Source organism: Gracilimonas sp., from assembly GCF_014762685.1.
Taxonomy (GTDB): domain Bacteria; phylum Bacteroidota; class Rhodothermia; order Balneolales; family Balneolaceae; genus Gracilimonas.
On record NZ_JABURM010000005.1, the window covers coordinates 1,520,921 to 1,534,107 of the forward strand.

The 13,187-nt window shown below is 41.6% G+C and carries 4 protein-coding genes; 2 read left to right on the plus strand and 2 right to left on the minus strand.

Features of this window, described 5'->3' with window-relative positions; genetic code table 11:
* Positions 1-59: 59 nt before the first annotated feature.
* Both HUJ22_RS06965 and HUJ22_RS06970 read right to left on the minus strand, forming a co-directional pair.
* Positions 60-8,756, minus strand: coding sequence for a glucoamylase family protein (locus HUJ22_RS06965; RefSeq protein WP_290875602.1), 8,697 nt, complete (start codon positions 8,754-8,756; stop codon positions 60-62).
* A gap of 10 nt (positions 8,757-8,766) precedes the next feature.
* Positions 8,767-9,093 carry a DUF5335 family protein gene (locus HUJ22_RS06970; protein ID WP_290875604.1) on the minus strand — a complete coding sequence of 109 codons (327 nt, stop codon included), beginning with the start codon at positions 9,091-9,093 and terminating at the stop codon, positions 8,767-8,769.
* A gap of 194 nt (positions 9,094-9,287) precedes the next feature.
* On the opposite strand from HUJ22_RS06970, the gene HUJ22_RS06975 reads away from it, so the two are divergent.
* Together HUJ22_RS06975 and HUJ22_RS06980 are read left to right on the plus strand one after the other, a co-directional pair.
* Positions 9,288-10,427 carry a polymer-forming cytoskeletal protein gene (locus HUJ22_RS06975; RefSeq protein WP_290875606.1) on the plus strand — a complete coding sequence of 380 codons (1,140 nt, stop codon included), beginning with the start codon at positions 9,288-9,290 and terminating at the stop codon, positions 10,425-10,427.
* 4 nt (positions 10,428-10,431) lie between these two features.
* A complete protein-coding gene (locus tag HUJ22_RS06980) occupies positions 10,432-12,996 on the plus strand; it encodes an MMPL family transporter (protein ID WP_290875608.1) in 2,565 nt (854 codons plus the stop codon).
* Positions 12,997-13,187 lie beyond the last annotated feature (191 nt).

The window sequence follows — 13,187 nt, forward strand, 5'->3', positions numbered from 1 at the left end:
GTCAGGAAAATGCTCATGTTCTGTACGGAATCTCTATTGGAACGGTGTGGGATTTTGTACTACATATCTTTTGTTGAAGTCTTCTCTTCACTGTGTTCAGTTTTTTTCACTATTAACCGAACTCGAATTTTGTGTTCACCCCCGTCAAAATTAAGCTCGATCCTTGCCGGAACTGTCTTTGTATTCAACTGTTTGCCATCTATGTTGATTTCCACATTACCCTTTTCAAGTCTTGCGGTATTCTCAATTTCTATATGATAAATTGTTTTATGATCGCTCATGACCCATTTCACCTTGTATGCTTCCCAATCCGAACTGATGGCAGGATCAATGATCATCTCCTCTCCGCTCAATTGTAATCCCAGAATTGATTCTATCACTACTTTATACATCCATCCTGCCGAACCGGTATACCAGGTCCAACCGCCCTGCCCCACAAAGGGAGGTTCACCATAAACATCAGCAGCGACCACATAGGGTTCGGTTTTGTACACTCTCATTTTTTGAGGATCTCGCCCATGGTTTACCGGATTGATCATCTGAAGATACCGAACCGCTTTCTCTCCATGACCGCTTTCAGCCAACGCCTTAATTACCCATAGGGCAGCATGCGTATATTGTCCGCCGTTTTCCCTTACGCCCGGCACATAACCCTTGATATACCCGGGATCTTTTTCTGTTTTATCGAAAGGCGGATACAACAATCGAATAATCCCATCTTCCGCAGAAATCAAATGTGTTTCCAAAGATTCTATAACAGTTTTTTCTTTTTCTGCAGGAGATACACCCGAAATAATTGACCACGCCTGAGAGATCGCATCAATTTGGCATTCGGTATTCTCAGCTGAACCCAACGGAGTCCCATCATCATAAAATGCTCGCAGATACCAACTTCCATCCCACCCTTCTGTATTCAGTTTTTTAAAAAGAGCGGAGGCCTGATCCATAAAAGCTTCTGCTATTTCCTTGTCGTCTCTATCTCGGGCAAGCTTTGCAAATTGTGTTAAAATATGATGGATAAAAAATCCCAGCCATACACTTTCTCCTTTCCCTTCGAGGCCTACTCTATTCATACCATCATTCCAATCACCCCCGCCAATCAGTGGAAGGCCATGAGACCCAAACTGCAATGATATATCAATAGCTCGCAAGCAGTGATCATATATTGTTCCTTGTTCAGAAGATTGGTGTGGTTGCAAATACACTTCATGCTCATATTCCTGTAGCTTGCGAGCCTGAATAAAGGGAACCGTTTCATCCAAAATATCAATCCTGCCAGTGAACTGAATGTATTCCAAAACTGCATAAGCTAGCCATAACCGGTCATCAGAGATCCTTGAACGAATCCCGCGGGTTGTTGGCGGATGCCACCAATGCAGCACATCCCCCTCTGGAAATTGCCGTGATGCATGGATTAATATCTGTTTTCGGGCCATTTCACTATCCACATACATGACAGCTAAAGAATCCTGTAGCTGATCTCTGAAACCAAAGGCGCCACCGGCCTGATAGTAACCGGTTCTTGCCCACATCCGGCACGCTATGGTCTGGTACATCAACCAGCCATTCATTATTGTATTCAGCGCATCATCCGGAGTTTCTATTTTGATCGTCGAAAGCATTTCTCCCCAAAATTCTCTTACAAGAACCAACGTTTCATTGCTAAATCTTGGTTCTTGATACATTCTGATAAGTTCTTCTGCCGCAGATCTTGATTCCGCTTGACCCAATAAGACAATAAATTCCATTTCTTCTCCAGGGTCAAGTGCAAAAGTGTTTTGAAAGGCCGCACAGGGCTCACCGCCTGTTATTACTTCATTATCAAGCAGCTCACTGCCACAAACCCCATCCGGATTCTCAAGGGAATTATTACGGCCTATAAAAGAGAGACGGTTAGTTGTGAAAGACGATCCGGCTCCAGAATGTTCTTCTGTAAGTATCGCGGCAAAGGCTGTTCTTTCTGCAAATTCATTGTTGTACCGATTTTCAGCAAACAGCGTATTCAGATCCTCATCAAATTCCTGCACCACAAACCGGGATGATCTTTCCCTTTGTACACCTAAAACCCATTCATTATAACTGAATAATGAAAGCTCTTTTCGGGTTGAACCGGTGTTTCTTATACGGATCTTCGAGATTTTGACGGGATTATCTGGATCCACGTACTGGGTTAACACCGAATGTATATCCATTGATGTATGCTCATAGGTCGTATATCCAAATCCGTGGGTAACGATATAAGGATGAGACCCTGGGGCAGGCGCCGGTGTTAATGACCAATAGTGTTGATTTTGATGCTCCCGGATATAAAAAGCCTCAGAAAGTGGATCCAATACCACATCATTAGCCCATGAAGTCAGCTTATTCTCACGGCTATTTTCGCTCCAGGTGTATCCGCCACCACTTTCAGTTACTAAAAAACCAAACTCCGGATTAGCAATTACATTGACCCATGGTACCGGTGGCAAATTCAGGTCACCTGTTTCAGGATCTCGTTTAATGATCAATTGATAGGAGTTTTCATCGCTCGTAAATCCTCCGAAGCCATTGAAGTACTTAAGATTATGGGTAACTTCGTCCTTCGGAATTTCTACCTTTGGAATGCGGATGAAGGTGACCTCAGAGTCTGTAACTGACGATGTTCGCTCTTGTGCTGCCATCTCATCCAGATTTGGAAATGCTCCTTCCAATACAATGGATGCAACCGTGAGCATCAGATTCAAGTCTTCCTCGGGTAACATTTCGGACCGGTGAACAAATACATTTCCACCCCCGGGAACCTTCTGCAGGCTCTGATAGTGCTCCATAGCCATCTTGATTCCTTCCTCCACTTCATCAGCATAGCTTGGGGGGTGATCATTCAGGATCAGTAAATCAGTATTCAATCCCCGATATTTCCAAAGTAAATGCCCCTTAAGCATTCTTTTCACGTAATTGATCTGATTTATATCACTGATCCGAAATACCACCAATGGGATATCACCGGATATACCATATCCCCATAAATTAGATTGTAACCTGCGATTTTTTACCAATAATGATTCATTTGCACGAAGTTTGGAGTCATTGTACAAAACATATGAAGCCAGCTTTTGAAACAGATGAAACTGCCCGCTGCTAATTCCAAGCTGCTCCAGTTCTACATTATTGTAGATGACCGAAAGATCGAAAACCCGATGGATCGAATAAGGGTCATCGAATCGCTCTGTTATTTGCCTTGCCTCATCAAATGAAGCTGCCCAGCCCGTCACAAATGTTACCTCCATTTTTTCTCCGGGAGCAATTTCCACATATTTACGGATACTGAAAATTGGGTCGGACACATTACCTGTTGAACCGCTTAATTTTGAATTAACATCCATGGCAGAAGGATTCCTTAATGACCGGCCACGGCCAATAAACTTAGAACGCTCAGTTTCAAATTGGATCGGCTTTGTAGAATATTCATGCTCTTGACTAACCAGCGTGTGTACCAAATAAATAGGTTGCTCATCAGCACTTCTTGGCCGCCTCCATGAAATAATAGAATCATGTTCTGCGAGGAAATCGGTTTGGACAAACAACTTGGAAAAAGCAGGATGAGCCGAATGACTTTCCCACTGATTTAGTATAATTTCCCCATAACTGGTAAGCTCCAGCTTTCTATGTCTGTCAGAATAATTAGTTAATGTGAGCTTATGCAATTGAACGGGATGGTCGGGAGATATACAAACCTCTGTGGTTGTTTCAATCCATTCATCTACCCGTGAAGTCTGTATTTTTTCATTATGAAACCACGAATCATACCGATCTGCCTTCCGCTGCACCGGCTGATGAAATGCAGACCAATACTTATCCGTTTCCAGATCTTTGACATAGATGAAAGTTCCAAGCGGGTCTTCGACGGCATCCGCTTTCCAACCTGTCAATGTAATGTCTTCGTATTTGAGACATCCTGTACCTGCATGACTGACAAACGAATGCAGTTTCCCATTAGATATTAAATGCACTCTTGGCGGGATGTTTGCCAGGTCAGCTTCCGTTGCTTGTTCAATGATATGCTTTGGACTATACTTTTCACCGGGTTCAAGTTCAACATCGATCGGATGTGGTTCTTTGATCGGAATTCCAACCGGAATACGTTCCTGAAGCAACAGTTCACAAGCTTTGATCCTTGGATCGGCATGAAAGTAATCCTGAATTACCCAATCATTCAGAACATTTGTTAACGCGATCAGACTCATTCCATGATGATGTGCCATATAGATCATAACTACTTTATAAGGCTCTTTTTCATTGAGATGTTCACGCGTATAATCAATTGCATCATAATAGCCCCATAACCCAAGTGCCCCAAGATCGTTCAGTTCTTTCAGGTTTTGAAATGATGAAACCGGATCAACCATAAGAGCCAGGATTGAAGCATAAGGTGCTACTACAAATTCTTCAGCTAACCCGCGCTTTAACCCCAGCCCAGGGGCTCCAAATGCCCGGTACTGGTAATTCATGTCCATGTTTAAAATATTATAGGCGCTTTCCGAAAACCCCCATGGGCGATCAAACCGCTTGGCATATGACTGCTGCCATTCTATGATATATCTGTAGGTATGGCTTAATAAAGTATGCGGATAAGAACGCATGAAAAGAAGCGGCATCAAGTATTCAAAGGCCGTACCTCCCCAAGACAGTAGAAATTCATTTTGGCTGATACTTGTCAAACGCCGACCAAGCCTAAACCAGTGTTCAGACGGCACATCACCTTTAGCAATGGCTATTAATGAAGCAATCCGAGCTTCGCTTGCCAACAGGTCGTAAGTGGCTTTATCCAATTCAGCCCGATCCACATTATACCCAATACTGAACAACCCCCTTTTTTTGAGATAAAGAAAGCGAAAATCCATTTCATTCGTAAGCCTGTTACAGATCATTTGGATGGCTTCAACTTGTTCTTTCATCTGTTTGAATGCCGGGTCATCCGACTTATTGGCCAGATCACTGAATGAATCTTCCAATGAACTATGAGGTCTAATGAACTCCAGTTCATACTTGTAGCCCTCTATTTGTTTTAATGGTGATTCAAGCCAATACAATAGATCATCTACTACCTCATCTCCCAACCTGTTTCTCAAACTCATAAGATTTGAAGCACTCAAATAACTGGCACATTTTTTCAGCGTTTTAAGATTTTTCAGCGCGGATTCCACTGACATGTCACTAAAATCTATTTGGTTCAGTTCATCCAACATATTTTGAATGCATGTCATGACCTGTGTATATACATCCTCTTCTAACTGAATTTGATCTTCGTATTCTGTAATGATCTTCTCTATTGTGATGATCGTGTCTGTTAGCCCTTCCCAAAAAGTATTTTTTGTATTCCTTTGAGTCCAAACTTTTTGTACTACCTGACCTGTAATAATAAGTCCTGCCGCTAAGTTTCCGGAATCTACTGTGGATATATATCTGGGATTTAATACTTCACCTAACCGAATTTCATACCAATTAAAAAAATGCCCTTTGTAACGCTCCAATTTTTCCAGTGAAGCAAGAGTATTATCTAAACGTTCGAATAACTCTTTTGCAGTTATATATCCCATCTCATAAGCTGATGCAGTTGAAACAAGCGTTAAGCCAATATTAGTTGGAGATGTTCGGGCAACCGGGGGTTTATCAGGTTCTTTTTGATCATTATCCGGAGGCAACCAAGAAAACTCTTCAGTCACTAAACGCTCAAAGTAATACCATGTACGGCGTGCATTTGACCTGAGCTCCATTTTGGCTTCTTCAGAAAGTTCAGGAGTTTTTTCCACCCTGGGTTGACTCAGAAACCATGCAAATACAGGGGAAGTGATCCATAACACTGCAAATGGAGCGATCACCCAAAGATCTGTTGGATCGAAAAAGAACGCAGCTAAAAGAAGTACAAATCCCAACAACACTGAAGAAACCATTGATCTGAAATAAGAGCCCGGATCGTTTGAGCTCATGTGCTCAGCCTGAGCAGCGGCAGTCCACTCAAGCTTTTTTTTCCCTGAAACATACAGCCGCCACCATACCCGAAAAATAGCATCTATATTCAAAACGGCCTGATGCGGAAAAATGGCCAGTGTAGATATGGATTGGATGGTATTTACTTTCAAATTGAGGCGTACCTTCTCAAAATATAACTTCCATTTTATGCGCGGCGGCCGATTAAATATATCCGTGGAAAAATTTACATAGATGGGATAAGCAAGGATACCGAATGCCAGGATTGTCCATAACAATGCCGAACCGGGCAGCCAAAGCCAACCCATAATGAGCAGCAGCACTAAGAAAAATGGATTCAATGAACGACGAAGGTTGTCAAATATCTTCCATCGTGAAAGTAAACTGGTCGGGTTTTTAACCTTTCCGCTTGCTCCCGGAACTTTAGGAAATAACCAGCTTGCTATCTGCCAGTCACCACGTACCCATCGGTGATTTCGTTTGCAATAACTGTTATAGTTAGCAGGATAATCATCAAAAAGCTCAATGTCGGTACAGAGTGCTGTTCGTATGTACGTGCTTTCCAACAGATCGTGTGACAGAATACGATTCTCCGGCATACGTCCGTGTAAAACCATATTAAAAGCGCATACATCATAGATGCCTTTTCCGGTAAATACCCCATAACCAAACAGATCCTGATACACATCTGAAACTGCTGTGGTGTAAGGATCTATTCCCACATTACCTGAAAAAAACTGAGTAAACCAAGTTTTGTAAGCTGAATCGGGAGCAATGGATATGCGAGGCTGAATAATACCATATCCTTCCCGAACTGTATTTGTATCAGGATCAAGTATTGCACGATTTAAAGGATGTGAGGCAACTTTGACCAATTCTTTAATGCTGTCTGGCGGGGTGCGGGTATCAGCATCCAGGGTAAGTACAAACCTCACCGGTGTTTGAGATATACTTCTTAGAAAATCACCGAATGTATAATAAAAAGGATTCTCCGCTTTCGTATTACAAAGCAGCTGATTGAGCTGCTCGAGTTTTCCTCTTTTTCGCTCCCATCCCATCCATTTCCCTTCAGAATCATTCCATTCCCGTTTTCGGTGAAGCACAAAAAATTTCTCCCCGTATTGAGATGAATATCTTTCATTGAGCTGTGATATCATCACCTTCGCTTGTTCAAGAACCTGTCCATCCTTCAGCATGATCTTTCTATCCGCATCAGCAAAATCACTGAGTAGCACGAACTGCAAACCCGGGTCAGGATTGGCCAAAGCCGTGATCTCTAACTTTTCCAGATGCCTTTTCACATCTTCTTTGTTATTCAGAATTACAGGTACGACCACCAGCGTTCGGTCTTGCTCCGGAATCTCATTTTTCACCCTCATTTTAGGAAGCACACGGGGAGGAAGTGTGAATGCAAATAATCGATTTATAAAAGAAATAGATAGTTCAAGAGCAGGAAAAAAAGCCACTGACAAAAGCATAACCTTAACAAATAAGGTATGGGTGGCTGCAGCGGTCAGCACCCAAAGGAAGGATAAAAGTATAAAGGCCATTGCCAACATAAGACCGATGTAAATCAAAGTTCTTCCCTCGATCACCTTACGCGTGACTTCCCCCAATGTTCGTCTGTAGCGAAGTTCTTTACGCAGACTGGAGTATCCTTTCCCAATTAAATAATAACCCACGTGAGTTTTCAATATTGAAGGGTCAATCATTGAGCTGTTGATTGTTTCCCTTGAATATGAACGATTACCCTCTGCCAGCTGTAAAACTTTTTCAGCTACTTCAGTCTCTGTATATCCGGTCCTCCCACTCAATCGCTCAATGGTTCTCCGATAATGATCTTTGGTTTTACGATCCATCAGCGAATAGACCTCCATGGGGTCAAGCCTCAAAATATGATCAACCAAAGAGCAATCTTCAACAAAATCTTCCCACTCAATTTCAGTTGATTTTCGAAATGAGATCACTGCATTCTGAATGCTCACCTGCAGTTTCGACTCGCGTTGCCTTTCCTCACGAAGACTTTCATTCAGTGTGGTTCCAAAAGTATTCAAGCGATATTCAAACCAATTCTTGAGTTCCCCCGACAAAATACCCTCAGCCTGAAGTTGACGGGCTAACTCCACCAATAGCGTCTGGCCTTCATGGTCTACTCTCTGTTCATTAAGCCAATCAATTATATTACGAAGTAAAAAGCCTGGTTCTTCTGTTTCTGCCAGTTGTATGGTTGCAATAAGCTTCCTTACTTCAATTTTAAGTTTTCTTCTTTTTAGGATGGCTGCAGCCTTTAGTGCCAACTGATTTACCAGCACCAGGCGCAGCATGATCGGAATAGCCCAAAGTTCACCAAGCCGCAGTGTTACTTCTTGCTGATAATGTTGTGTGTACAAAGTCAGGTGTTCTACATCAATTACATTGTCAGTATGAAGAGCAAGGTTATAGACCAAATCATATACCCTTGGTAAACCTTTGTTAATTCCTAATCTCAAGTGTGGGATATTACGCTGAAAACCAATTGGAAAATCGGTTTCGATTTGGACGATCTGTTCCTGAATAATGTAGAAATTGTCGATCAGCCACTCTGCTGCCGGGGATATATCTTTATTTTCCTTGGCGGATGTAGCCAAAACACGATAAGCTTTAGTAAGTGTTTGCTTGTCGTGTTGAAGCAGCGGCTTTATTGGACGGATTTTTTTATTTACCTCAGAGATTACATGTCTTTTGGATAATTCCTTCGCATCCTCTTTGAGTAAAGACGGTTGTAATATCAGTGGGGAGTCTTGCTCCATGGATATCTTATTAACGGGTTTCGATTATATTTTTAGTACCGTCATTTTCAATCACTTCAAAGCTCAGAATCCATCCACTTTTTTCTTCATCCACATAGATCTCTTTTGGATGATTAATTACCCGGTTTAAATCATCAAATTGTATTTCCAGCATATCATTTCTGCTGTCGTAGCTAAGACCTTTGAGCGGTAACCAAGATGTTTCCGGCTGGTCTCCCATATCTTTGCTTAAAATTCGGATCTCAGCATATTCCGGCTGTTTATCTTTCAGGTACTTCTTTGAAAAGCTATCGAAGTAATTAGTCCACTCTTCTCTATGGATCATTTTAATAGGCATATCTCCTCCTTTTTCTTTGGATTTGCCTTAAAGTTCAAAAAATAGTTTCAATTTGGCGGACAGGAGTCTCCAACAATGTTTGAGAGGGAAAGTATTACAGACTAATTAGTTCTATCTTTACAGTCTTTTAGCGTTATTTCTGCTAATTAATGTCAGGCTATTCGGCCTTTTACATCAACACAAAACAGCCTGACATGAAAAGAATGACGATTTTTATTGTACTACTGCTCACCTTGATGACCAGTGAGACCCGGGGACAAGGCAGTGCATATCGAAGTGCAGAAATTGTACGAATTTCGGAATCAGATTCCATTCAAACCCAATTGTTTGCTACCGGAGATGTTATTGAAGTATTCGGCTGGCTTGGCAACGATTTTATATCAGCCTCAGAGTCACTCATCATAACGGGGGAAATCATGGATGATGCCATTGTTGTGGGCGAAAAAGTCATGATGCTGGGCACTATTTACGACCTTTTTGCTGGAGCAGGCGAATTGGTGGTCATTGACGGCCTCATTCATGGCGACGTTTTTGCTGCCGGAGCAACCATACGTATCACTGAAAATGCACTTATCAAAGGCAATGCAAACCTTGCAGGACAACGTATTTTATTTGAAGGAGGAATGATCGAAGGAAATCTAAAAGCAGCCGGAAATCAGCTTGAGTTAAACGGAGCCGTTCAAAAAAAAGTGGAATTATACAGTCATAAAATCAATTTTGGCCCGAATTACATAGCTGATCTGGGAACAGATATATACAGCGACCGGCCCGTGTATCATGAGAATCTGGGCACCCTTCCAGAAAACCTTTATATCAATGTTAAGTCTCCAGACATCCTTGAACTTTTAATATTCAAAAGCGGACTTTATCTCTCCCTGTTTATAACAGGATTGGTTCTCATTCGAATTTTCAGCAAAACAAGCAAAGACATCTATAAATTTTCCATAGAACAATTCTGGAAAAATACGGGAGTGGGGTTGCTCACATTTTTAGTTTATCCTTTGATATTGATAGTTCTTGCTTTGCTCATTTTTACACTCCCCATTTCATTTCTGTTATTGCTTTTATACGGGTTTCTATTGCTTATCGGATATTTATTGGTGGCAATGGTATTAGGAGTCAGCAGTCTTCGGTTTCTGAAAAAAGAAAGTCAAGAGACTTCTTATTACTGGGGATTGTTTATTGGAATGATTTTGGTAGCCATCATCGTAAACTTGCCATTTTTGGGATGGCTCTTCCATGCTATTTTTATCTTTTTTGGGCTCGGAAGCCTGATTCTTTACATCTGGAATATACGAACCCTGTCTCAAGTACAAACGGAGGCCACCAACTAACTTCATGATAGACCGGTTATTCAAATTACTCAGGCCCTTTATTCGTTGGGTCATCAAAAAACCAACACCGGTCTTATTGACAAGTATAGCTCTCGCCATTATTGGGTTTTTGCTGGCCCGTCAGTTAACCATTGATACGGACCTGTCAAAACTAATCCCTGATTCCTATCATAGCGTTCAGGCTTTGAATAAACTTACTGAGCAAGTTGGCGGTGAACATGACGCCACAGTGGCCATCCAAAGTCCCTCTTTTGAGGCCAACCGGGCTTTTGCAGAAGTACTCATCCCAAAAGTTCTTGGACTAAAAAAAGCAGAATACCAAGAACCCTACTTCAAACGGGTTGAATATCGTAGAGAGATCAAATTCTTAAAACACAACGCTCTTTATTTTGCTACTTCAACCGAGCTTGATCTTCTGCAGGAATACCTTGAGGCTGAAATCGAGGATGCCAAGAACAAAGCCAACCCATTTTATTTTGACCTTGATGATGAGGAAGGCCTTCGTGCCGATTCTCTGGCAAATGAATTAATTGTAAAGTACGATCAATTGGCAGGTTCAGAATACAACACCTCACCGGATTCTACTGTGTTGGTTATCAAGTTTTTCCCGAGCCATGCCCAAACTGAACTTGAATTTATTCGGCATGCCTACAGTGACCTTAACACTTTGATCTCAACTCTGAACCCATGTTCATACCATCCTGAAATGATCGTTGTTGCGGGAGGCCCCATGATACGCACCCTCATTGAGATCGAAACAATTGTTGCTGATATAAAAAGTTCTTTTGGAGCGGGCGTATTCATGCTGATGCTGGCCGTTGTTTCCTTTTTTTTCTATAAAAGTTACCGTGCCAGGGCAGGACGTCAGTTCAATTTTTCAGTTTTATTCTCACAGCTTCTTCAGGTTCCGGCCCATACCCTAATAATGGGACTTCCATTGGTACTCAGCCTCTGCTGGACTTTTGGATTAGCATATCTGTTTTATGCACATTTAAATATCATGACCTCAACGCTTGGACTACTTCTATTTGGGATGGGCATAGACTTTGGAATCCATTTTTTTGCCCGGTATACCGAAGAGCGAGGCAAAGGAGAATCTGTTTCGGAGGCCATTGAAACGACCTTCATGACAACAGGTCAAGCTATTTTTGCCGTTGGCATAACCACTGCCGCTGCTTTTTTCATTCTAATGGTGGCTGATTTTAAAGGTTTTAGTGAATTTGGTGCTATATCAGGCATTGGACTTATTTTAGCAATTGTTTCATATACCATATTTCTGCCTGCTTTACTCGTTGTATTTGAACGCAGTCCTCTTCTGAATCTACATACTGATATATCTATACAACTCGAAAGTGACAATAGATTTTCGAAAAATTCTGATAAGAAAAACCGGTGGAAACTTATTTCAACTGGTGTTATTGGACTTTCGATCGTCATCACCCTTATGTCAGTTACTGAAATTCCAAAACTTTCCTTTGAATATGATTTTGGAGAATTAGAGCCTAAATATGAAAGGTATAGTGAGCTCAACAGAATTGCATCTAAAGCCTCACGAGGACGAAGCGATCGAAATTCTGCATATATTATCGTTGAAAACCCCTCTGAAGCACCTCAGGTAGCTGACATCTTGCGAAAGCGGAAGGAAATGGATTTTAGCTCTCCCACTATCAAAGAGATCGAGATATTACAGGATCGTTACCCGTTTGATGATGAGGAAGCCAATTTGAAAATTGACCGGCTTGTCAACATCACAGAATTACTGGACGATCCCTTTCTTAGAAGTTCAACGAACCGGGATATCCTTCGGCTTCGAGAATCGGCTTCTACAAAACATATCATTCCAGTAGACAGTGTGCCCGATTTTATAAAAGCCCCCTTTACTTCTATATCAGGTTCAATTGGAAATCTTGTGATAATTCATCCTTCTGTTAGTTTATCTGATGGTCGAAATTCCATGAATTTTGCCGATGATGTAAGTTCGGTAACACTTCCTGACGGCACCACCTATTATGCTGGATCTACCTCAATAGTAGCCTCCGATATGTTGCGACTGTTAATGGAAGAGGCTCCATTAATGGTTGCACTGACTATTGCATTCATCATTATATTTAAGTTGCTAATCCTCAGAAATATTAAATGGGTAGCCCTTGCATTACTGCCTTTAATAACCAGTTTTGTTTGGCTGTTTGGACTGATGGTCTTATTTGGCTGGAAATTGAACTTTTATAATCTCGTGGTATTTCCAACGATCCTGGGTATTGGTGACGACAGCGGGATACATATTGTTCATCGTTACCTTGAAGAAGGAAAAGGGGCGGTCAGTAAAGTACTCAGATCTACAGGAGAGCATATCAGTATAAGCATCTTTACCACTATGTTAGGTTTCAGCGGCCTGCTTTTTTCCATTCATCCGGGGCTAAGAACCATAGGAGAATTAGCTGTTTTGGGTATTGGGCTTTCACTGATTGCAGCCCTGATATTATTACCCAGTATTATATTTATGCTGGAATATTTTTCCAAAAAAAGAACATGCCCCCCTACAAATTCGATCTGGAAAATACTTACATGATATTGGGTTTTTACCCTGCTTTTATGCATCCCGGCATGGATTATAATGCTTTCAGATTCTTTGACTTACTGACATTAAAAGAAAGAGCACAATTTTTAGTTCTTTAAATAGGACAGAAATATACCGGGAAAAAAAGCCGCCGGTTACTACTGAAAATGATCCGAGGGATTATTTAAAGAGTGTGCTCCGGT